Raw genomic sequence first — 21,579 nt, 5'->3', positions numbered from 1 at the left:
TCTCACAAGAAGAGCGGTCAGTGAACAACGAGGTGAGTCGTGAGCTCTTCCGCCCAACATATCAATGCCAAGGCCGCCGCCCGGCGTCTCGGCGTTTCTGCCAAGGCGCTTCGCCTTTATGAGGAACGTGGCCTCATCGCGCCCATCCGCACCGCTGCGGGATGGCGTACCTATGGCCCCGCCGAAATGGCGCGGGCCGCCGAGATCGTCGCACTGCGCGCGCTCGGCCTTAGCCTGGCTCAGGTGACGCAGGTGCTCGACGGCGAGCCTTCCTGCCTCGAACCGGCGCTCGCCACGCACCAGACCGTGCTTGAGCAGCGCCTGCGCCAGCTTGCCGGCGCCGTCGAAAAAGTCCGCGCGCTGCGCGCCGGCCTGGTGCGCGGTGAGGTGCCGGCCATCGGGGAATTGCCACGCCTTCTCGGCCCGGCAGGTGAGCCCAGCCTTGCTCTCGATCTCCCCTGGCCCTGGGGTGGCGAGCGGTTCGAACTGAGCGCGATCAGGCCGCTCACCTATATTACCGGCCCGCTTGGCTGCGGCAAAACGCGTCTGGCCCAGGCCATCGCCGCCGCCATGCCGGGCGCCGCCTTTTTCGGGCTGGATCGCATGCTGGCAGGGGAGGCCATGGAAAGCTACCTGGCCAAGGACGCCGGCCTTAAAACTCGGGTCGACCGGAGGCTGGCCTGGCTCGAGGAGGAGGGGGCCAGCTCATCGGCCGCGCTTGTTGCCCTCATCACCGGCCTTGAGATCGAGGGACCGGCCGCGTTGATCGTCGATATGATCGAGCAGGGGCTGGACCATGCCACTCAGGAAGCCCTGATCGCCCATCTGCGCCATCATGCTTTCGATGCGCGCCCGCTGTTCATGCTCACCAGATCCTCGGCCATTCTCGATCTCGATGCCGTGGGTTCCGATGAGGCGATCATTCTGTGTCCGGCCAATCATAGCCCGCCGACTCTGGTCGTGCCCTTTCCCGGTGCTGTCGGATACGAAGCCCTGACCACGTGCCTTGCGACGCCCGAGGTGCGGGCCCGCACGGAAGGCGTCATCGCCTGGCGACCACAAGTGGCCTGAAAAATCGAAGGCCCCGTCCGATGGGCGGGGCCTTTTGAAGCCTAGTCCAGCAGATCGGCCGGAACCGTACCGCCATTGGCGGCCAGCTTTTGCAGCACCTGCTTGTGCAGCCAGATATTCATGCTGGCGGAATCGCTCTTGTCGCCGGAATAGCCCAGCTCCGTTGCCAGCTCCTTGCGGGCCGAGAGGCTGCTGTCGAGGCCAAGGGCCTTCATCAAATCGACGATCGATTTGCGCCAGTCGAGTTTTTGACCCGCCTTGGCGACTGCGGCATCGAGGATGGCAGCGACATCGACATCATTGGCGGCAGCGGGCGCGGTCGGGGCTGCTGTTGGCGTGGCCGCCGCCTTGGGTGCAGGAGCAGCAGCCTGGGCGACGAGGGTGTCGGCTGCCGATGGCGTGGCCGCCGGCTTGGCTGCGGCGCCGGTGACGGAGGCGCCGACCCGGTTGGCGGCGGCAAGGCCGATCGATTTGGCCATTTCCGTCGCTGCTGTCGTATCCACCGGCGCGGCGGGTTTGGGGGCGCCAAAGATCTTGGCCTTGATATCGTCGAACAGTCCCATGGTCGTTTCCTCTCCTGGTGTGCGATATGCCGCACGACTATGCCGTGGCCGGAGTGAAAAAGACAAGGCACCCGGACGGTTAAGCGCCCCGCCGCACAGCCGCAAAATGCTGGTGGCGGGATCGCTCTCCCAACTGACCGGCGCCGATAAGGTTCCGCTCAGACCTTGAGGGCCTCCTGGAACCAGGCCAATTGCCGCAATTGCTGGTAGGGGCCGCCCCCTTCATGGTCGTTGAATTCGTAATCCACCATGGTCTTGGGGCCGCTATAGGCGGCATGAGCGGCATAGACCGTCGAGGGCGGGCAGACATTGTCCATCAGCGCCGCCGAGAACAATGCCGGTGCCTGAGCCCTGCTGGCAAAGCAGACGCCGTCAAAATATCGCAGCGTCTCGAACACAGCCTCGCGCTTGTCGCGGTGGGTCGCCAGGAACCGCGCGATTTCCCCATAAGGGTCGCGCGCGGCAATGCGTACGGCGCGGGGGAAATCACATAGGAACGGCACATCGGTCGAGAGCGCCTTGACCCGGGAATCGAGCCCCGCCACGGCCAGGGCAATGCCGCCGCCCTGGCTGCCGCCGGTCACCCCGACGCGCTCTTCGTCGATGAAGGAGAGCTGCAGGAGCGCATCGAGTGCGCGAACGCCGTCGGTGAAGAGGCGCCGGTAGTAATAATCCGCCGGGTTGAGAATGCCCTTGGTCATCACGCCCGGAATTTGCGGCGTGCTGCCTACGGGATCGGCGGTTTCGCCGGGGCTCCAACTGCTGCCTTGCCCGCGCGTATCCATGCGGAAATAGGCAAATCCTGCGGCGGCATAATGCAGCAATTCATGGGCAAAGCCGCGCCCGCCGCCATAGCCGACATATTGCACGATCAGAGGCAGCGGGTCCCGCCGCTTGGTCGGCAGCAGCAGCCAGCCCCGGATGGGATGGCCACCAAAGCCGGGAAAGACCACGTCATAGGCCTCGATCAGCCGCAGGGGCGAATCGAGCCGGGCCAGCACGGCTTCTCCGCCAAAGCCGCGCGCCTCCTTGAGCGTTGCTGCCCAGAAGGCATCGAAATCGGCAGGCACTTGCACTTCGCTGCGATAGGCATCGAGCGCGGGATGGGTAAGGTCGTTAAATGGCATGTCGTATCCTGTTCGGTCCCCCTCGGACGACCAGACTTATAGCCTAGTTCAACCGCTTGCCGCTGGCAGCGTCGAAAAGATGCACAGCGTTGAGTTGTGGCGCCACATGAATGGTCGAGCCGGGCTGGGCCTGCAGTCTTTCGCGGAACACCCCGATAATCTGCTGCTCGCCGATCATCATGGTGACCTGCGTTTCCGACCCCATGGGCTCGACCAGCAGTACCGTCGCGGCAAGGCCAGCGCTAGCCAACTCGAAATGCTCCGGGCGGATGCCATAGATGGCCTCGCCCGAAATCGGGCCCGGCGGAAGGGGCAGTGTCGCGCCCTTGGTAACGAAACCTTGTGGGGTGAGCTGGCCTTCGATGAAATTCATCGACGGCGAACCGATAAAGCCGGCAACGAAGGGATTGGCCGGCCGGTCATAGAGATCAAGCGGCGCGCCGAATTGCTCGACCCGGCCGGCATTCATCACCACGATCTTGTCGGCCATGGTCATGGCCTCGACCTGGTCATGGGTGACATAGATAGTGGTAACGCCCAGCCGCTGATGCAGCCCCTTGATCTCGCCGCGCATGACGACGCGCAGCTTGGCATCGAGATTGCTCAGCGGTTCGTCGAACAGGAACACCTGCGGATTGCGCACAATGGCGCGGCCCATGGCGACGCGCTGCCGCTGCCCGCCCGACAACTGGCGCGGGAAGCGTTCCAGCAGCGGCTTGAGCCCCAGAATGTCGGCCGCCCAATTCACCCGCTCGGCAATCTCAGCCTTGCTGCCGCCGCGATGCTCCAGCGAGAAGGCCATGTTCTTGGCCACAGTCATATGCGGATAAAGCGCATAATTCTGGAACACCATGGCTATGTCGCGGTCCTTGGGCTCCAGCTCATTGACCACGCGGCCGCCGATCGAAATTTCGCCATCGGTGATGGTCTCCAGCCCCGCAATCATGCGCAGCAGGGTGGATTTACCGCAGCCGGAGGGGCCGACCAGCACGACGAATTCGCCATCGGCAATGTCGATATCAACGCCATGAATGGTGGCGGCTTCGCCATAGCTTTTCTTGACGGATGAAAGGGTAACGGGTGCCATTTGGTTTGCCTTTGACTAGCCTTTGAGCCCGGTATGGGCCAGGCCCTCGACGAACTGCTTCTGGGCGACGATGAACACGATGAGGACCGGAATGGCCGTCATGGTCGCGGCGGCGAGCTGGATATTCCACATCGGTCCGCCATAGGCGTCGGTGAATTGGGTCAGCGCCTGGGGCAGGGTGAATTTGTCGGAGCTTGAGATGAAGACGATGGGTTCGAGATAAAGGTTCCAGCTGCCGAGGAACGTGAAGATGGCGACGGCGGCCAAAGCCGGGCGAGCCAGCGGCAGGGCAATGGTCCAGAAAATCTTGAACCGGCCCAGCCCATCGACGCGGGCGGCTTCTTCGAGTTCCACCGGCAGCGAAATGAAGAACTGCCGCATGATGAAAGTGGCAAACACTGCCGGGGCACCGAAGATCGGCACCAGGATCAGCGGCCAATGGGTATTGATCATGCCCCACTTCAAGAACAGCTGGAACAGCGGCACCAGCGTTACTTCCGAGGGGATCAGCAGCCCCACCAGCACCACCATGAAAATGGCATTGGCGAAGGGGAACTTGATGCGCGCAAAGGCATAGCCCGCCATCGACGCCACCGCCATCGTGCCGACCGTCACGATCGCAGCGATATAGGCCGAGTTCCAATATTGCAGCGCAAAGGGCTGGATTTTGAACACGTCCGAATAGGACGAAAAATCAAAGGCGCGCGGCCAGATATCGGGCGGAAAGGCAAAGATCTGGCTCACCGGCTTGACCGATGAGGTGACCATCCACCAGGTCGGAAAGACAAAGGGGATGAGCAGTACGCAAAGCGTCAAATAGGCCAGCGTCTGGGCGCGGGGGCTGAGCTCAGTTTTCATAGAACACGAACTTTCTGCGCAACTGCCACTGAATGAAGGTGAGCGCGCCGACAATGACGAGCAGGACGATGGACAGCGTCGAGCCATAGCCGAACAGGTAAAACTGGAAGGCCTGCTGATAGAGGTAATAGACCAGAACCGTGGTCGAGAAGCCCGGGCCCCCCTGGGTCAGGATCATGATCTGCGCAAACACCTGCAACGCACCCACAATGGTCACGATGGACGCCAGCAGGATGGTCGGGCTGATCATGGGCAGGGTGATGCGATAAAATTGCTTGAAGCGCGGCACACCATCGACGCGCGCAGCCTCGAACAATTCGCGCGGCACGCCCTGGAGCGCCGCGAGAAACAGGATCATGTTGAGGCCGACATTCTTGAGCGCCTGCACCACAATCACCGAGATCATCGCAGTGGTCGGATTGCGCAGCCAATTGGGGCCTTCGACGCCGATCATCTGCAGCAAGCCATTAATGCCGCCATTGCTCTGCAGCAGGAAGCTCCAGACGATGGTCCAGGCCACCAGCGACACCACGACCGGCGAAAAGAACAGCGTGCGGAACACGGTCATGAACCGCAGCTTCTGATTAAGCAGCAGCGCCAGCCCCAGCGCCATGCTCATATTGAGCGCGGCTAGGCCCGCCGAGAATACCGCGGTGACGCTCATCACCTCGCCAATCGCCGGATCGCTCAGCAGCTTCTCGTAATTGGCCGCGCCGGTAAAGCGGAACGAACCCGCCAGCACATTCCATTCATGCAGCGAATACCAGAACACCAGTCCCAGCGGGATCAGCACGAAGATGATGATGCCGATCAGCTGCGGCGCGATGAACAGATATCCGGTGGCCGCATCGCGCCGGGCCATGGTCCAGAAACCACGTTTGGGCCGCGCCTGCGCTGTATCAAGGGCAATGGTCATTGGCGTTCCTTCTCCCTCCCCACAAGGGGGAGGGATAGTCGACTGGGAGCTTAGCTTAGTTTGCCGCCAGCAGCGGATTAAGGCGATCGCAAAGGCTGTTCAGCACGCCCGAAATATCGGCCTGCGGCTGCCACAAGCCATCAAGACCGGCACGAACCGTCTGCTGCAACTGCGCAAAATTCTGCACCTGTTGCGTCGACTGGCCGGTGGCGACACCGCGAATAACCACGGCCTCGATCTGCTCTTTGGTCAGCAGCGGATTGGCCGCCGAAAGCACGTCAGCAGTCAGCAGGCTCTGGCGCGCCGGCGGGAAGAAACGGGCCAGCTTTGCCACATTGGCCTTGGACGAGAAGAACGCGAGGAATTCGGCCGCAAGTTCGGGGTTCTTGGCATTGGCCATCACGCCAATCCCGGCGCGGCCAACCCAGGCATAGTCGCCAACCGGGCCAGAGGGCAGCGGCACCAGGTCCCAATCAAACGCCTTGTCGTCCTTGGGCAGCAAGGAGGCGCGGCTGATCTGGGTCGTGGTCATGGCTGCGTCGCCAGCGAAAAAGTCTGCCGCAACGCCGGGGCCGGGCAGGGCCTTCTTCACGAAGATCGCGTCATGGATGAAGGTCATGGCGTCAACCATTTCCTTGCTGTTGAACGCGCAGGATTTGGTGTCTTCCGACCAGGGATGGGCGCCCCAGCCGGCATAGATTTCGGCCAGGTTTTCCCAGATCTTGAAGTCGAAATCGCGCACCACCAGGCCCTGCTTGCCGGTGGCGGCAACGGTGGCCGCCGTGGCAATGGCATTATCCCAGGTCCATTCGCCGGCCGCGATCAGCTCGGCCGGTGTCTTGGCGCCTGCCGCCTTGATCATGTCATTGTTGACGAACACGCCAAAGGGCGAGGTCGAGAACGGATAGAGATATTGCACGCCATCGCGCGACCAGGCGGTGAGCGTGGCGGCCGGAAAGTCGGCAATGTCATAGCCTTCGGTCTTGGCGAAGGTGTCGGTCAGCGGATAGAGCGCGCCGGCCGCCATGAAATCGGGGGCGGTGGTGTCGAACAGCCAGGCCAGATCGGGCGGATTGCCGCCGGCGATCTGGGTGGTCAGCGTTGTCACATAGCCTTCGAATGCCAGTGAATCATAAGTGACCGTAACGCCAGGATGGCTGGCTTCGAACTCGGCGCCGATCTCGTTGAACAGAGCCAGATGGGCCTCGTTGGCACTCCAGATCGCCATCCGCAATTCCTGCGAGAAAGCCGGGGCAACCAGCCCCGTCGTCACCGCCAGAGCGGCCAGTGTGGTTTTCAGCATAGTCCTGCGCATAAAAGATCCTCCCTGATTATGCGTATTAGCTAATAGCCAGAAATATCGGGCCAACGGCGTTCCACGCCCTGGTGCTCGATATGGCTTTGGAATTCGGCCAGCCGCTTGTCGTCTGCATGCACGCCATGCGGGGTCTGGCCGGTGGCAAGGCAATGGGCGGCGAGCATGCCGGCCACTTCGCCAATGTTCCATTCGACCGGATGCAGCCGGTAGCAGCCATTGGTGATGTGGGTGGTGCCGATATTCTTGGACGCCGCCAACAGGTTGCTCTTGCCGCGCGGAATGAGCGCGCCCAGCGGAATTTCGAAGGGGCAGGCGCCCACATCGATATAATTGTCGCCGCCGGTCGAGGGATGCAGATCGATGCGATACATGCCCACCCCGATCGAGTCGCGGTAATTGACCGCCCCACGATTGCCGCGCACATCCAGCGACAAATCCTGCTCGAGCACAGTGGTCAGCGCGCGAATGCGGCGGCTTTCGCGGATATAGGGGGCCATGGCCAGGCCGTGTTCGGTGCCGGTAATGTCGCCACGCAGGCGCAGGCCGGGAAAGCCCTGGCCGCCATCGGGACGGGGCGCCTCGGTCTGCATCCAATAGAACATGGAATAGGACAGGCTCGCCGCATCAGCCAGCCGCTGGGCATATTGCTCGGGCGTCACGTCGATGATCGGGGCCTCGAAATAGTCGATCATCGGCCAGTTCACGAGGCATATATCGCTGGCATAGGCGCCGGGCCGGAAATTGTGGCGCGCCGCAATCCGGCGGAAAATCCACAGACTCATATCGCCCGCGCTGTGGCGCTGGTCGGCGACTTCGCGGGTGGCATTGTCGACCGGATTGGGATCGAAAAACCGGCGGCTGCGCTCCAGCGTACGCGGATTGGGCGAGTCCCAGCTCAAGAGCGGTCCACCCCAGAATGCGGGCGCCACCTGACGCCAGTGATCGTAACGCGCCGGCTTGTCGATGACGTGATTGCCATCGACGTGATCGACCGCAAAGCAGATCGAAACGGCCTGCTGATTATGCGGCTGTGCTTCGGCGGGCGCGCTGGGCTCGCCGGTTTCGGACTGAGCCTCAAAGCCGGTGACATATTCGGTCGATGTCAGCGGCAGCAGATCGCCCAATTCAGTGGCGTCGATCACATAGCGGGCCGAACAGGTCACCGTGCGGCCAGTGTCGCGATGGCGCAGAGTAACCGCGCGGACGACATCGCCGTCAACATCGGCCGCAATCGGCACATAGGGCTTGAGGATGGTCAGCTTGCCGCCGGCCGCATAGGGCGCCAGCAGGGCTTCCATCACCGCGAGCGACACCCGCGGCTCATGGCACAAGCGCGACACATTGCCGTCGCCCGGATTGAGCGTCAGATCAGCCCGCGCGCTTTCGCTCAGCGGGTAATGGTCGCGATAATATTGCCGCACGCCGGTGCGCAGCGCGCGATAGCTGGCGGTAATGCCGAATTGCTCGACCCAGGTATGCTCATCGGGTGGCACGGCCTGGCTGGTCAGCTGGCCGCCGATCCAGTCGAATTCTTCGCTGAGGATGACGCTGCGCCCATTGCGCAAAGCGCCCAAAGCTGCCGCGACCCCACCAAGCCCGCCGCCGACAACCAGGATATCCGCGTTGTATTCTGTCACTTCAAACTGTCTTTCGTTGGATTGGGGGGAGCGAGCGTTTCGCCCGCCACGATTTCGCATTGCAGCATCTCCTGCTGCACCAGACTCGGGTCAGCCAGGGTTTCCACCAGCATGGCGGCGGCCCGCTTGCCCATTTCTTCGCGGGGAATGGCGTAGCAAGTGAAGGCGCGGTGCAGCCGCAGCGTATGGGTGCGTGTGCCGCTGCCCAGCACGACAATCGATAGATCGCCCGGCACGCTGATCCCCTGCGCCCGCGCCAGATTGTCGAAGGCTACGGCCTCCAGCACTTCGGCAAAGAACACGACGCTGGCGCCACTGGCACGAACCTCGGCCACCTGCCGAGCGGGGTCGCCATTCTCGACGTCATCGACATGCACCAGTTCGCCCTTGCCCTTGAGCGCGCTCTGAAAGCCCCGCCAACGGTCGGCAATGGATTCGGCCGGCCCCGTCGTGCCGATAAAGGCAAAGTTGCGATGCCCCTTGGCCAGCGCCTGATCGACCAGGGTCGTCGTTGCGGTGATATAATCGGCGCCGACATAGCGCACCGGCCCGCCGGCATCGTCGCGGCGGCCCACGGCGACATAGGGATAGTCGCCGGCCACCAGCTGCGCCAGCTCATCCCGGTCAAACTGGCTGCCCAGGATCAGGCAGCCATCGGCCAGGCGCAGCCGCCCGGTTTCGCCAAAAATGCGCTTGCGGCCACTATCGTCGCGTGCCGAGGCGGTCATCAGCAGCAGGTCATAGCCCAGCGCTTCGGCGGCTTCTTCAATGCCCATCAGAAAGGGGGTGTAGAAGTCGGCCTGCGCGATCGGGAAGGCGGGCTGATAGGTGAAGACGCCCAGAATGCGATTGGCGCCCTTGACCATGCTGCGTGCGATCGGGTCGGCAACATAACCCGTATCGCGGATAGCCTTGAGCACCCGTTCGCGGGTTTCGGGCGGAATGCGGCCCTCGGCAGACTTGGCCTCGTTGAGCACGAGCGACACCGTCGCCTGGCTGACGCCGGCCAATTGGGCAATGTCTCTCTGGGTCAACCGCCGCGATGCGGACAATTCTGCCTCCACGTAATCGCTAATTCGTATTAGCTGTTAGTGTTACGCATTAGCAGCTTTGATTTTGCGATGTCAAGAGCGCCCGATTTTCCCAGATCCGCGCTTTCAGTTTGTCCAAAGCAGCCCGTAGTGACCAAGAGGCGCAGCGCGGCTCGCGAGCTCCATACGCATCCGAAAATTGGCTAGCCTCAGGCACTTGTGCTCGCTTCGCTTGCGGCCCAATAATGGTGACAATGTCGAAAGACCTGCGGCGATGACCGCGCGGAGGAGAGATGACCAAGCTTGCCGATCCGTCGCCGGCCGATCTTCAAGCCATCGTGCCTTGTGATACCGGGCTCGACCCCGATGCGGCCGATAGCGTCTTTCGCCTGCTGGCGCTCGGCCATGCCCAAGGCCTGGCCGGTGCGCTGCTGACCATCACCAATATCGTCGGCGGGGCACCCCGGGCGCTGGGCGCGCAAATGGCCGTGCTGGCCGATGGCCGCTATTGCGGCTACGTCTCGGGCGGCTGTGTCGAGGCGGCCGTTGCCGGCGAGGCAATGAAGGCCATCGCCGTGGGGGTCGACAAGACATTGCGCTTCGGCACCGGCTCGCCCTTCCTCGATATCGAACTGCCCTGCGGCGGTGGCATCGATATTCATATCCATGTGCGGCCCGACCCCGCCATGATCGAGATGGCCCTTGACCATATCGCCGCGCGCGAGCCCTTTGCCATCGCTCTGGCGGTGGGGCAGGGCAAGGCGCGGCTGACGCCGCATTCCGAGCCCCGCGAGCGCAATGGCTGGCTGCATGGCAGCTTTATCCGTCACTATCACCCCCAGACCCAATTGGTGTTGATCGGGGAGGGTTACGAGCTGGTGGGGCTTGCCCGGCTCGGGCATTCCTGCGGATTGCCGGTCCAGGCCTATCTCACGGCCGAGGCGGGGGCGCACGCCCTGGACGATTGTGGCGCGGCGGTTGCAGTGCTCCAGGGCGCGCAACTGCCCGTGCTGCTGGTCGATCCCTTCACCGCCATTGTCTTCATGCTGCATGACAGGTTCAAGGAAAGCCGCCTTTTGGAAAGTGCGCTGGACTACAGCCCCTTCTATATTGGCGCTCTCGGCAGCCGCCGCACTCATGCCAGCCGCCTCGATCGGCTCGATGCCGCGGGCATCGGCCCGGACCGCCTGGCGAGCCTGCATGGCCCCGTCGGTCTTTTTGGGCCAACGCGCACGGCCACTGCCCTGGCTATTTCCGTATTGGCGGAAATCACCGAGGCCCGCGCGCAGCTCGATGGTTGAAACCACCGCCATAATCGTCCTGGCTGCTGGCCTTTCCACCCGGTTTAGCGCCGGCAACAAGCTGCTCGCCGACTTCCGTGGCCGCCCATTGGCCGATCATATCGCCGGCATAATCGAGCCCATGCCATTTGCCGCCAAATTCGCTGTTTGCCCGGCCGATGTTCCGGCCCTGGGCAAACTGTTCGAGCGGCGGGGCTTCGCAATCCTGGCCAATCCCGACAATGCCGCGGGTCAGGCGACTTCGCTGAGGCTTGGCGTCGATGCGGCAAACAGGGCCGGCGCCGGGGCTGTTCTGATTTGCCTTGCCGACATGCCCTTCGTGACGCGCGATCACCTGCAGGCGCTGCTGACGCGCATGGGCCGCGGCACGGCGAACCACGTCGCATCCATTGCCCACCAGGGGGCACCGATGCCGCCGGCCATCTTCGGACGCGACCACTTTCCGGCATTGCTGCAGAGTGCCGGCGATCGTGGCGCGCGCGATCTGCTGCGCAGCGCCGAGCGGCTCGTGGTTCCGGCCCGGCAACTGGCTGATTGTGACACGCCCGAGGATTTCGCCGCTTTCAGCGCCTGACAGCAGGCGTTTCGATAGTGAGGCCCTGGCTACGCCAGCGCTCATAGAGTTCGAGATCGACATAGTCCTGCGATCCGGCGGCATAGGACTCGGCGCGCACGGCTTCATTGCACCAGGCAAACATGCGATGGGTCGAGCCCATGGTCTGCCACAAGGCACGGTAGATGGGGAAGCCGTTCGTCTGGCCCTGGCTGATTGGCTCGGCGCGCAAATGGCTGCCCACATTGTCCTCGTGGCAATTGGCGCAGGACAGGTTGAGCTGGCCGCGCCGCTCGTAGAAGAACGCCCGGCCCCGCTCCAACGACTCTGCGATTGGCCCGGTGACGGCGACCGAAATCGGCATGCCCTTGGACTGGTTGGAAATAAAAGACGTCAGTCCCAGCAGGTCCTCCGATTCATAGGGCAAGGCTTCTGCCCCTTGCTGGGCCGTGCGGCATTGGTTGATCTGTTGCTCAAGATTGATGACGCGGCCCAATTCATCCGAATAGGCCGGGTAACGCGCTGCCACTCCACGCATGGATTGGGCGGCATCACCATGGCAATCGGCGCAGGATTGGCCACTGCTGCCGGATGCCTCATCCCACAATGCCGCACCTTGTTCGACCCACAACATGCCCGGATTGGCGAAATCGTCGTCCTGCAACTGCTGCAGTTCCGGCGTCAGGAACGAATAACCCGAACGCGGCTCTTCCGGCCTCGGCCCATCGAATTGCGTTATTCCCGCTGCCAAGAGACCCAGCAGCACAAGCGCCGGGGGCAGGTGGGTCATGTCACTTCCAGCTCTTCGCTGGCCTCGGTTACTTCCCCATGCTGATCCTGCCAGCGGAAGGTGACCGGACCCGACTTCGTCGCCTTGAGGTAGAAAGAGAAATAAGGATTGGCTGAAAGCCCCGGCTCCAACCGCACGCGGAACACGTCGAGCCCATCATAGCTGCAGATGAAATCGGTGACGATATCGACCGGGATCGGCGTGCCCTGCGATGTGGTGCGATAGCCGTTCTCCATCGGATGCTGGATGATGGCGCGAATTTCGACGATGTCCCCGGCCTTGGCCGTCTTCGGAACGCGAATGCGGGTATTGGGCATTGGCTCCTCCTAATAGCGTATCTGCAGGGTATCGCAGGCGCCCACCGTGACGAGCACCCGCGATTGCGCCTGCCACAGCGAGCCATCGCTCATCTCGGCAATGGTGATCACGTCCTGCGTGCCGCTCAGCCGCATATTGGTGCTGAACTGTGCCCGCGGCGCGCCGGGGCCGAACTCCATGGTCGCCACCAGGGCGCGAGGATTGCGCGTCGCGAGAATGACGACGCGCTTGACCCGGTCGGTCTCGCTCATCGGGCTTTCGACACTGATCTGGATCGGTACGGTATTGCCCGACTCGGCCAGCGGCGGCAGCAGCATGGTGATCCGGCCATCCTGGCGCGGCGCATCGCCAAAGGTCTCGGCAATGGCTTGGGCAACCAGCTCATCATCGGCGCGAACGGGCACGGCGATGAGCGCGATGCTCGCTGCCAGCCCCGCCAGCACGAAGCGGCGGGTGCCATCAATATCGCTTGTGTATTCTGCCTCTGTCATCCCGGCCTCACTTCAAAGTCAGCAGATAGGCGATCAAATCTTCCACCTGCTGGGCCGACAGGATCGGCAGGCCGGCATATTGGCTCGCCACGCGCACCAGCCCGTCGGTCGTATGATAAGCGGGCATGATCGTTTCCGGTTCAATCTTGCGTGGATCAACAATACGTTGCCGCAGCTCGGCGGCGGTCAGGCGCAAACCCACGCCATCGAGCGATGGCCCGATATCGCCGGCAGCGCCCGGCGGCACTTCAGGCATGCTGATCTGATGGCAGATCAGGCAATTGCCCAGATCGGAATTGACCGCCACGGCCTTGCCGCGGGCAGCATCGCCCGGATTGCGCGTCAACGGCTCGGGCAGGGTCGGACCCTGCGCCATTCCGGGGCCGATCCAGCACGCGGCCAGCACGAGTGCTAGCCGAACATTTCCGCGGTGATGGTTTCGTACCATGAGTGTGTGTACTGCGCCTCCAGGGCGTGTGCCTCGGCATTTGCCTTGAGCGGGGTCGTCCGGTTGTCCTCGTAGGTCCCCTTTATCGTGCCATCGGCGATGGCATAGACATCGGCAATCGAGAAGCCATACTCGGCATTGGCGAGGCTGTAGCAGACATTGGTGAGCTTGGCGGGCGCGACGGCATTGCCCGCGATCTCAGCCAGGATCGCCGCGCCGCAGGCCTTGGCCTGGCTATTGGCGCTGAACCCCGATTTGGGCATGGCTCCGGCAATGGTCGCGTCGCCCAGCACATAAATGCCGGGATGGACCATGGACTCGAACGTCGCCGGGTCGATGGAGCAAAAGCCCTGACCGGCATCGAGCCCGGTTTTGATGGCGATCTGCCCGGCCCGCTGCGACGGAATGATATTGGCGACAGCGGGCTGGAAATCGTCGAAGCTGGTCGAGACCGTCATGGTCGATGGATCAACGCCCATCACCACGCCCGAATTCGAGCCCGGAACCCATTCGATCATGCCGGGATAAAGCGTCTCCCAGGCTTCGGAAAACAAAGCCTGCTTGGAAAAGCTCTCATTGGCGTCAAGGATCATCACCTTGGATTTCGGCTTTTCCCGGCTCAGGTAATTGGCGATCAGCGAGGCGCGTTCATAGGGACCGGGCGGGCAGCGGAAGGGCGGGGTAGGAACCCCGATAACCACCAGTCCACCATCCTCCATGGCTTCGAGCTGGGCCCGCAACAGGCTGGTCTGCGGCCCGGCCTGCCAGGCATGCGGCATGATCTCGGCGGTTTGGGCGTCATAGCCCTCGATAGCGTCCCAGACAAACTGGATGCCTGGTGAGACGGCGAGGAAATCATAGGTAAGCCGGTCGCCGCTCCCCAGCGTCACGCTCTTGCCCGCCGGATCGATCGCCGCTGCCGTGTCGTGGATCACCTCCACCCCTGCGGCCCGAACCCCGTCATAACCGAAGGTGATTGCCGACATGTCCCACAACCCGCCCAGCACGCCATTGCTGGAGGGGCAGGTGACGAACTGACTGTCCCGCTCGATCAGGGTAACCGAAAGCTCGGGGCTGTGCCGCTTGAGGTAGCGGGCAAGCGAGGTGCCGCCAAAGCCCCCGCCAATGATCACGACCCGGGCGGGCGAAGCTCCCCAGGCGGAGCCGATCAGCGCTGGGGCGGCAAGCCCCGCAGTTACGGCAACGATGAAGGAACGGCGGGTGATCGGGCTCATTTCGCCTCCAGTGTGCTGAAATAATCCGCCAGCGCCGCGATTTCGGCATCGCTATAGCCGCGCGCCAACCGGTTCATGATGGTGGCGGGTATGCTCTGGTCGCGAAAGCCGGCCATCTGCGCAATGAAGGCCTCGCGATCCATGCCTGATATCGGCGGAATGGCGCTGCCGCCTTCCCCCGCCAGGCCGTGGCAGGACGTGCAGCCGTCGGCCAATCGGGCCGCGTCGGTTTCCTGCGCCGAGGCGATACTCAAACTGCAGGTCGAAAGGGCAATAAATACAATAAGCTTGCGGCGCAAAAGCATGACGACCGTCCTCCCGGTCAAGAAAATATAGCGGCCCGCGAACAACAAGGATCGATCATCAGAATTCGATATGTTCATGTAAACATATCGACGTCGAGCGATCATGTTGTCGGTTCGTCGCCGAACCCTAAACCTCTGCTGCTCCCGAAAAAAGATCAACTATCAGTCTGGATCGGTTCTAAGAATAGTTCTAAGCTTCCATACATGAAAGCCTAAAAAGGCGCCTGTTGAGGAGGTTCATTATGGCTGTTTCCCTGAGCATTAATGGCGAAGTCAAAGAGGTCGATGCCGACCCGCAAACGCCCCTGCTATGGGTGCTGCGCGACTATCTGGGCATGACTGGCACCAAGTTCGGTTGCGGCATTGCCCAATGCGGCGCCTGTACCGTCCATATCGACGGGGCGGCGGTGCGCTCGTGCCAATATCCGCTGGAATCGGCGGCGGGCAGCGAAATTACCACCATTGAAGGCCTTAGCCCCGACAGCACCCATCCCTTGCAGAAATACTGGGTGGAAATGAACGTGCCGCAATGCGGTTATTGCCAGTCCGGCATGCTGATGGCCGCTGCCGCCCTGCTGCAGGAAATCCCCGAGCCGACCGACGAAGACATCGAGCAATATGTCAACAATATCTGCCGGTGCGGCACCTATACGCGCGTTCGCGCAGCCATCCACAAGGCTGCCGCGGACATGAAGGCTTGAGGAGGCAGCCATGAACGAGATCGTCAAGGTAAGTCGCCGCAAATTCCTGGTGTCATCGCTGGCGCTTGGTGGCGCCATGGTGGTGGGCACCCAGGCCCTGGCCGCAACCGTCGATGGCGCCCCCTGGGACAAGGCCAATGCGGCCGGCACCACTGAGTTCACCCCCTGGTTGACCATCAATGCCGACGGCACGGTCATCGTGCGGGCCACGGCCGTCGATATCGGCAATGGCACGCTGACCCAGCTCGCCGCCTATGTCTATGAAGAGCTCTCCCCGGTCTGGGAGAAGATCAAGCCCGAATACGCCTCGACCAATCGCGATTTCCTCGAGAACAATGTCTATTCCACCCCCGGCGGAGCTCTGGCCTATTTCAGCGGCCGCTCGACCGGCCCGGCCCGTATGGACACCTATATGCAGGTCGCCGCCAGTGCGCGCGAACGCCTCAAGGCCGCTGCTGCTACCCGCTGGAGCGTTCCGGCCACCGAGATCATGGTCAAGGACGGTGTGTTGACCCATGCCGGTTCGGGCAATTCGGCCGAGTTCGGCGAGCTGCTCGCCGATGCGGCCCAGATTCAGCTCGAACAGGAACCACCGATCAAGGACCGGTCCGAATGGACGTTCCTCGGCAAGAAGGCGCCGTTCAAGGTGCAGCTTCCCAAGATCGTCAATGGCAGCCTGATCTATGGCATCGATGTGCGCGAGCCCGGCATGGTCTATGCCGCTCTGCGCCAATCCCCGGTCATGGGTGGCAAGCTCAAAAGCGTCGACAAGGACGCGGTCATGTCCATGCCAGGCGTGCTGGCCGTGGTCACGGTCGATCCGGGCGAAAACGTCCCCACCGATCTGAAACCCCCGTTTCCGTTTGGTGTCTCCACCGCCCAGCATGCCGTGGCGGTGATCGCCGAGCATTATTGGCAGGCTCGCACGGCACTCGATGCCCTGCCGGTCGAATGGGATGACGGCCCGGGTGCGGACTGGAAAACCACCGAGCAGATGAACGAGGCCGCGACGGCTGCCATCCAGCAGGCAGGCGACAAGGTCGAGGCCAGCACCGGCGATGTCGAGGCCATGTTCGCCGAAGCGGGCGAAGACAATATCATCGAGGCTGATTACCTGACGCCCTATTGCGAACAGGCCCCGCTCGAGCCGCTCAACGGCACGGCCCTCGTCACCGAGGATCGCGTCGATTTCTGGCATCCGTCCCAGCATTCGCAAATGGCCTATATGGTGGCCGCCGACGAGACCGGCATGCCGCCCGAAAAGGTCTTCTTCCACCAGACCTTCGTGGGCGGCGGTTTCGGCCGCCGCGTCTTCTCCGACGATGCCCGCATGGTGGTGGCAGTGGCAAAGAAATTCCCCGGCCGGCCAGTCCAAGTCATCTGGTCGCGTGAGGAATCGACCCGTCAGGGCCGCTATCGCCCGCTCATGGCCGGCAAGCTCAAGGCGTCGCTGGGGGCCGATGGCCTGCCGACGGCGCTATTGGGCCGCATGGCCGGCGGTCCGGGCTTCTTTGCGGTGGGCATGGCCGATACGGCGCTCACCAATATTCTCAAGAACACCCAGATCGAATCCCAGACGGTGCCGTTCCATATCCTGACCGGCCCCTATCGTGGGCCGGGCTATAATTCGAACGCCTTCTTCATCGAGACCTTTGTCGATGAATGCGCCATCAAGGCCGGCATCGACCCGATGGAATATCGCCTCAAGCTCTATGCGCAATGGCCAGATATCGGCTGGGTCAAGACCCTCGAAGAGGTCAAGGCCAAGTCCGGTTGGGGCGAGACCTTGCCCAAGGGGCAGGGCCGTGGCGTTGCCGTGGCCAATTGGGGCATGGGCGGCAAGCCCGACGAGGGCACTACGGTCGCCACCGTTGCCAAGGTCGAAGTCAGCCAGGATGGCGTGCTCAAGATCCTGCAGCTCGATGTTGCTTTCGACACTGGCCGCATCGTCAATGAGGATGCGGTGCGCACCGAATTGGAAGGCGGCACCATGTTCGGGCTCAATATGAGTCTGAACGAAGGGCTCAACATCAAGGATGGCCGCATCGTCGAGGGCAATTTCGACGAATACCCGATCATCCGCATGGCCGACCTGCCACCCCAGATCAACGTGCATTTCGGCGGCCTGTCGGATAATCCACGCTTCTTCGAGATCGGCGAACCGCCGACCGGCGTGGTTGGCCCCGCTGTCGGCAATGCCATTTTCCAGGCCACCGGCAAGCGCATCCGCACTATGCCGTTCCGCCTGCACGATCTGAGCTGGAGCTGACACAGACGACCGATTGAGCGGCCGGCGGCAGGAGGGGCTGCCGGCGCATGCTTTCCGTCACGGCCAGGGGGATATCCGTGAAGATTTTGCGCATCATCGCTATCGTTGTCGTTGTGGGGGTAGTGGTTTTCGCTGGCCTCGCTTTGTGGCTCAACCGCACGCCGTCGAGCCCATTCGATGGCGAAGTGGCCGCCACCGCCGCCACGTTCCCGGTCGAGGAGACGAGCTATGTGGCCCGCCTCGCCGATTGCGTGGCCTGCCATTCCCTGCCCGGTCAGGCCCCGTTCGCCGGTGGCCTGCCCATGGGCAGCCCGGTTGGCATTATCTACGCCACCAACATTACGCCGGACAAAACTGCCGGCATCGGCAATTACACCCTGGCCGAGTTCGACAATGCCGTGCGCCGCGGCGTCGCCAAGGATGGGCACCGGCTCTATCCGGCCATGCCCTATCCCTCCTATGCCAAGATGAGCGACGAGGACATTCGCAAGCTCTACGACTACTTCATGTTCGAGGTCGAGCCGGTCGCCCAGCCTAATCCGCAAAGTGGCATTCCCTTCCCGCTCAACCAGCGCTGGCCACTGGCCTTCTGGAACGCGGTGTTCGCGCCGGGTGGGGTCTATCGCGAGAATCCGGAGCAAAGCGCGGAATGGAATCGCGGCGCCTATATCGTGCAAGGCGCCGCCCATTGCGGTAGCTGCCATACCGAACGCGGCCTCGCCTTCAATGAAGTGGCGCTCGACGAGAGCAGTTCCAGCTATCTGGCCGGGGCCTATCTCGATGGCTGGTATGCCTCCAACCTGCGCGGCAATCAACGTGCGGGCCTGGGTCGCTGGAGCGAGGACGATATCGTCCAATTGCTCAAGACCGGCCGCAACCAGCATGCCGGTGTTTTTGGCTCCATGCTCGAAGCCTTCAACAACAGCACGCAATTCTTCACCGATGAGGACCTGAGGGCCGTCGCCGTCTATCTCAAATCGCTGCCACCGACCGGCGAAGATCGCCCCTATCAATATGACGAAGCCACCAGCCTCGCCTTCGCCAATAACGATCTGTCAGCGCCTGGCGCCGCGCTCTATCTCCGCCAATGCTCCAACTGCCATGGCGTCGATGGCCGGGGCCGTGGTGTATTGCAGCCGCCGCTGGCCGGCACGCCCACCGTGCTCGAGGACAATCCGGCTTCCATCATCAACATCCTGCTCAATGGCGCAGGCCGCATGGTGGTCAACGGCGTGCCCGACAGCTACCGCATGACCCCCTTCCGCGTGCTGCTGCGCGACGACGAGATTGCCGACATCGCCACCTTCATTCGCGGCAGCTGGGGCAATGATGCCCCGCCCGTCACCGCTGCGGAAGTTGCGGCGATGCGCGAGCATACCGATCCATCGAGCGACGAAGTTATCGTTCTGCAGATGCGATAGGGGGTGGAACCACCACGGCGTCATTCCCGCGCAGGCGGGAATCCACTCTTCAGCGGCGGCGCGAAGGAGAATGGATTCCCGCCTGCGCGGGAATGACGTTGTGAAGAGTTCTTAGCGAGAGCCCCGATCTAAAACGCCATATCCGGCGGCACTGGCGGCGCATCGTAGAGCACCGTGATCTTCACCCGCTGATTGGCCGCCATATAGGGATCGTTCGGAAAGAACGGGTCCGACGTCGAACGGCCGGTCACAGCCTCGATGCGATCATCGGCAAGGCCGAATTCGCTGAGGATCGAGCGCACCACATTGGCCCGATCGCTGGACAGATCCCAGGGGCCGTAGCGCGGATTGCTGAAAACGCCCCCCGCCGCCGTGTGCCCAGAAATGCTGATCTGATTGGGCAATTGCTGCAGGATGGGAGCGATGGCGGCGATCGCCTTGCGCGTCGCATCGAACGGATATTTCGAGCCTTCCGGAAACATCGGTCGGCCTTCCTGATCCACGATCTGGATATTGAGCCCCTCCGGGGTCTCCTCGATCAGGAGGTTATCGGCCATTTCGGTAATGTCGGGCATGGCCTGCCAGGCCTGCCTTATGCTGGCGGCCGCGCTATGGAAGGCGCGGTCCTGGCTGGCCTTGAGATCGGCCTGGGCCGAGCGCTCGGCTTGGCTCTCGGCGCCGTCCACCGTCTGGTTGGCGCTACTGGCATTGTCCTGCGCGCCCGCCTGGCCACTGATCTGGGCGGCCGGAGTGGCCGCCTTGACCTCTTCGGACATGCTCCCGGCCATCTTGGCGCCGGTCGTATCCATGGCGGTGCCACCCATCACGCCGCCCGATCCACTGGTGCTCGGGCTGATATTGGGCGGGGCAAAATAGTCCGCCAGACCCTGCTTCTGTTCCGGCGTCGTCATGCTGATCAGCCAGAGCAGCAGGAAGAACGCCATCATCGCGGTCACGAAATCGGCATAGGCAATCTTCCAGGCCCCGCCATGATGGGCATGGGCGGCCTTCTTGACCTTTTTGATGATGATCGGGCGGTCGTTATAGCCAGCCATTGCAGTGCTCCGCCTAGATGGCCGCCGGCAGGGCTGCCGTCGCCGCGTCCACTTCGGCAAAGGTCGGCCGGTTTTCCGACATCAGCATCTTGCGGGCAAATTCGATGGCCATAACAGGCGGATTGCCCGCCACATGGGCGAGCAACCCCGTCTTGAGCGACAGGAAATACTTGTCCTCGGATTCGTAGATATTGCGCAGTGACTGCGCGAAGGGCGCGAAAAAGCCATAGGCGACGAACACGCCGAAGAATGTACCCACCAGGGCGCCGCCGATCATATGGCCCAGTACTTCGGGCGGCTCGCTGATCGCGCCCATCGTATGGATCACGCCCAGCACGGCGGCCACGATACCCAGGGCCGGGGTGCCGTCGGCCAGTGCCTGTACGGCGCCCACGACGCGATGGCGCTCCTGATGATGAGTTTCGAGTTCCTCATCCATCAGCGCTTCCATTTCATGCACATTGTTGGTGCCCAGGGTCACCATGCGCATATAGTCGCAGACAAATTCCACCGCGTGGTGATTGCCCGCAAAAGTTGGAAAGCGGTTGAAGAGCGTGGATTCCCGCGGGTTTTCGATATGCTGCTCGATGGCGAGCACGCCTTTGGCCTGGATCAGCTTGAACAGGGTGAACTGCATGCCCAGCAGCTCGACATAGGCCGCCTTGTTGTAGCGTGGCCCCTTGAACAGGGTGCCCAGCGAAGCCAGCGTCTGTTTGAGCACCGGCCCGGTATTGCCGATGATGAAAGCGCCGATTGCGGCGCCCAGGATGATCACAAATTCGTATGGCTGGAACAGCACAGCCATGTGTCCGCCAATGGCTGCATATCCACCCAGCACACTGGCGATGACGACGACGATGCCGATAATGAGGCGCATTCGATCAGAAACTCACTCTAGAGAGTTCACCCGAGGGTCTTGCGATACGCCATTGAGGTCATGATTTTGGCCGATGCCCCCGCAACGCGATTGTCAGCTAACCGTCAAATGAATTGCTTTTCCCCAAATCCCCGCGCGCAATTTTAGCAATCGCTGCGGGGCGATAGTCGCTCCCAGTCCGGAGTGCCATAAATTGTCACTGTCCCG

22 protein-coding genes are annotated in these 21,579 nt (G+C 62.5%); 6 read left to right on the top strand and 16 right to left on the bottom strand.

Features of this window, described 5'->3' with window-relative positions; translation table 11 throughout:
- Positions 1-39: 39 nt before the first annotated feature.
- A complete protein-coding gene (locus QQL79_RS15570) occupies positions 40-1,071 on the top strand; it encodes a MerR family transcriptional regulator (protein WP_284392436.1) in 1,032 nt (343 codons plus the stop codon).
- A gap of 41 nt (positions 1,072-1,112) precedes the next feature.
- Here the strand turns inward: QQL79_RS15570 and QQL79_RS15565 are convergent, their stop codons facing one another.
- From QQL79_RS15565 to QQL79_RS15530, 8 genes are all read right to left on the bottom strand, one after another.
- Complete coding sequence (locus QQL79_RS15565; RefSeq protein WP_284392434.1) at positions 1,113-1,634, bottom strand: DUF3597 domain-containing protein; 522 nt, start codon at positions 1,632-1,634, stop codon at positions 1,113-1,115.
- A 158-nt stretch (positions 1,635-1,792) separates the two neighbouring features.
- Positions 1,793-2,761 (bottom strand): acetylxylan esterase, encoded by a 969-nt coding sequence (locus QQL79_RS15560; protein ID WP_284392433.1) that lies wholly within the window; start codon positions 2,759-2,761, stop codon positions 1,793-1,795.
- 43 nt (positions 2,762-2,804) lie between these two features.
- Positions 2,805-3,848 (bottom strand): ABC transporter ATP-binding protein, encoded by a 1,044-nt coding sequence (locus QQL79_RS15555; protein ID WP_284392431.1) that lies wholly within the window; start codon positions 3,846-3,848, stop codon positions 2,805-2,807.
- A gap of 15 nt (positions 3,849-3,863) precedes the next feature.
- Positions 3,864-4,706: a carbohydrate ABC transporter permease gene (locus QQL79_RS15550; RefSeq protein ID WP_284392429.1), complete on the bottom strand. Its 843-nt coding sequence runs from the start codon at positions 4,704-4,706 to the stop codon at positions 3,864-3,866.
- Positions 4,696-5,622: a carbohydrate ABC transporter permease gene (locus QQL79_RS15545; RefSeq protein WP_284392427.1), complete on the bottom strand. Its 927-nt coding sequence runs from the start codon at positions 5,620-5,622 to the stop codon at positions 4,696-4,698. The genes QQL79_RS15550 and QQL79_RS15545 overlap by 11 nt, the downstream gene beginning before the upstream one ends.
- Before the next feature lie 55 nt (positions 5,623-5,677).
- A complete protein-coding gene (locus QQL79_RS15540) occupies positions 5,678-6,937 on the bottom strand; it encodes an ABC transporter substrate-binding protein (RefSeq protein WP_284392425.1) in 1,260 nt (419 codons plus the stop codon).
- 29 nt (positions 6,938-6,966) lie between these two features.
- Positions 6,967-8,577 (bottom strand): FAD-dependent oxidoreductase, encoded by a 1,611-nt coding sequence (locus tag QQL79_RS15535; protein ID WP_284392422.1) that lies wholly within the window; start codon positions 8,575-8,577, stop codon positions 6,967-6,969.
- Positions 8,574-9,629 carry a LacI family DNA-binding transcriptional regulator gene (locus tag QQL79_RS15530; protein ID WP_284392420.1) on the bottom strand — a complete coding sequence of 352 codons (1,056 nt, stop codon included), beginning with the start codon at positions 9,627-9,629 and terminating at the stop codon, positions 8,574-8,576. Before QQL79_RS15530 ends, QQL79_RS15535 begins: the two co-directional genes overlap by 4 nt.
- A gap of 272 nt (positions 9,630-9,901) precedes the next feature.
- Here QQL79_RS15530 and QQL79_RS15525 point away from each other — a divergent pair, with 272 nt between their 5' ends.
- Together QQL79_RS15525 and QQL79_RS15520 are read left to right on the top strand one after the other, a co-directional pair.
- Positions 9,902-10,909 (top strand): XdhC family protein, encoded by a 1,008-nt coding sequence (locus tag QQL79_RS15525; RefSeq protein WP_284392417.1) that lies wholly within the window; start codon positions 9,902-9,904, stop codon positions 10,907-10,909.
- Positions 10,902-11,483: a nucleotidyltransferase family protein gene (locus QQL79_RS15520; protein ID WP_284392414.1), complete on the top strand. Its 582-nt coding sequence runs from the start codon at positions 10,902-10,904 to the stop codon at positions 11,481-11,483. The genes QQL79_RS15525 and QQL79_RS15520 overlap by 8 nt, the downstream gene beginning before the upstream one ends.
- Here the strand turns inward: QQL79_RS15520 and soxA are convergent.
- The 6 genes from soxA to QQL79_RS15490 are packed head-to-tail and all read right to left on the bottom strand — an operon-like array spanning position 11,473 to position 15,154.
- Positions 11,473-12,252: a sulfur oxidation c-type cytochrome SoxA gene (gene soxA / locus QQL79_RS15515; RefSeq protein WP_284392412.1), complete on the bottom strand. Its 780-nt coding sequence runs from the start codon at positions 12,250-12,252 to the stop codon at positions 11,473-11,475. The genes QQL79_RS15520 and soxA overlap by 11 nt on opposite strands.
- Complete coding sequence (gene soxZ / locus QQL79_RS15510) at positions 12,249-12,569, bottom strand: thiosulfate oxidation carrier complex protein SoxZ (protein WP_284392410.1); 321 nt, start codon at positions 12,567-12,569, stop codon at positions 12,249-12,251. Before soxZ ends, soxA begins: the two co-directional genes overlap by 4 nt.
- A gap of 9 nt (positions 12,570-12,578) precedes the next feature.
- The gene (locus QQL79_RS15505; RefSeq protein ID WP_284392408.1) at positions 12,579-13,061 is read right to left on the bottom strand and encodes a thiosulfate oxidation carrier protein SoxY; all 483 of its coding nucleotides are present in this window, start codon (positions 13,059-13,061) and stop codon (positions 12,579-12,581) included.
- Positions 13,062-13,068: 7 nt separating this feature from the next.
- The gene (gene soxX, locus QQL79_RS15500; protein WP_284392405.1) at positions 13,069-13,437 is read right to left on the bottom strand and encodes a sulfur oxidation c-type cytochrome SoxX; all 369 of its coding nucleotides are present in this window, start codon (positions 13,435-13,437) and stop codon (positions 13,069-13,071) included.
- 35 nt (positions 13,438-13,472) lie between these two features.
- Positions 13,473-14,744 (bottom strand): NAD(P)/FAD-dependent oxidoreductase, encoded by a 1,272-nt coding sequence (locus QQL79_RS15495; RefSeq protein ID WP_284392402.1) that lies wholly within the window; start codon positions 14,742-14,744, stop codon positions 13,473-13,475.
- Positions 14,741-15,154: a c-type cytochrome gene (locus QQL79_RS15490; RefSeq protein WP_284392399.1), complete on the bottom strand. Its 414-nt coding sequence runs from the start codon at positions 15,152-15,154 to the stop codon at positions 14,741-14,743. Before QQL79_RS15490 ends, QQL79_RS15495 begins: the two co-directional genes overlap by 4 nt.
- A 137-nt stretch (positions 15,155-15,291) precedes the next feature.
- On the opposite strand from QQL79_RS15490, the gene QQL79_RS15485 reads away from it, so the two are divergent.
- From QQL79_RS15485 to QQL79_RS15475, 3 genes are all read left to right on the top strand, one after another.
- Positions 15,292-15,750, top strand: coding sequence for a (2Fe-2S)-binding protein (locus QQL79_RS15485; protein WP_284392397.1), 459 nt, complete (start codon positions 15,292-15,294; stop codon positions 15,748-15,750).
- A gap of 10 nt (positions 15,751-15,760) precedes the next feature.
- The gene (locus tag QQL79_RS15480) at positions 15,761-18,019 is read left to right on the top strand and encodes a xanthine dehydrogenase family protein molybdopterin-binding subunit (RefSeq protein ID WP_284392393.1); all 2,259 of its coding nucleotides are present in this window, start codon (positions 15,761-15,763) and stop codon (positions 18,017-18,019) included.
- 77 nt (positions 18,020-18,096) lie between these two features.
- Entirely contained in the window at positions 18,097-19,440 is a 1,344-nt protein-coding gene (locus tag QQL79_RS15475; protein ID WP_284392390.1) for a c-type cytochrome, read from the top strand.
- 128 nt (positions 19,441-19,568) lie between these two features.
- Here the strand turns inward: QQL79_RS15475 and QQL79_RS15470 are convergent, their stop codons facing one another.
- Both QQL79_RS15470 and motA read right to left on the bottom strand, forming a co-directional pair.
- The gene (locus tag QQL79_RS15470) at positions 19,569-20,495 is read right to left on the bottom strand and encodes a flagellar motor protein MotB (protein ID WP_284392388.1); all 927 of its coding nucleotides are present in this window, start codon (positions 20,493-20,495) and stop codon (positions 19,569-19,571) included.
- A 13-nt stretch (positions 20,496-20,508) separates the two neighbouring features.
- On the bottom strand, positions 20,509-21,372 hold the full coding sequence (gene motA / locus QQL79_RS15465; RefSeq protein WP_284392386.1) for a flagellar motor stator protein MotA: 864 nt from the start codon (positions 21,370-21,372) through the stop codon (positions 20,509-20,511).
- Positions 21,373-21,579: the final 207 nt, after the last annotated feature.

Source organism: Devosia yakushimensis, assembly GCF_030159855.1.
Taxonomy (GTDB): Bacteria; Pseudomonadota; Alphaproteobacteria; order Rhizobiales; family Devosiaceae; genus Devosia; species Devosia yakushimensis.
The sequence above is the reverse complement of the archived record's forward strand: the minus strand, read 5'-3'. Positions and strand labels throughout refer to the sequence as shown.